General features: G+C 40.9%; 1 protein-coding gene. It reads left to right on the forward strand.

The genetic code is table 11. The annotated features are described in order from the left end of the window. Positions 1-97: 97 nt before the first annotated feature. Positions 98-362 (forward strand): magnesium chelatase domain-containing protein (locus HC176_RS17710; protein ID WP_280818721.1); only part of this gene is annotated, 265 nt, incomplete at its 3' end.

The following is a 362-nucleotide window of genomic DNA, read 5'->3' on the forward strand; positions in this document are numbered from 1 at the left end:
TGAATCTCTTTTTGTATAACTCATAAATAAATGTTTAAAATTCAGCCTGAACGCCTTAAGCCGAAATTTTTATTACATTTAAAAAAAGAATTTTTTAATGCTGGTAAAAGTATACGGAAGTGCTGTCTTTGGCGTGGAAGCCACCACAATCACCGTGGAAGTGAACGTAGATACCGGCATTGCATACCATCTCGTGGGACTTCCTGATAGTGCAGTCAAAGAGAGTAGTTTTAGAATCGCTGCGGCCCTTAAAAATGTCGGCTTCCATCTTCCGGGAAAAAAGATCACAATAAATATGGCACCCGCCGATCTCCGGAAAGAAGGTTCTGCTTACGATCTCACTTTTGCCATGGGAATCCTGA

This window comes from Tamlana crocina (genome assembly GCF_012037625.1).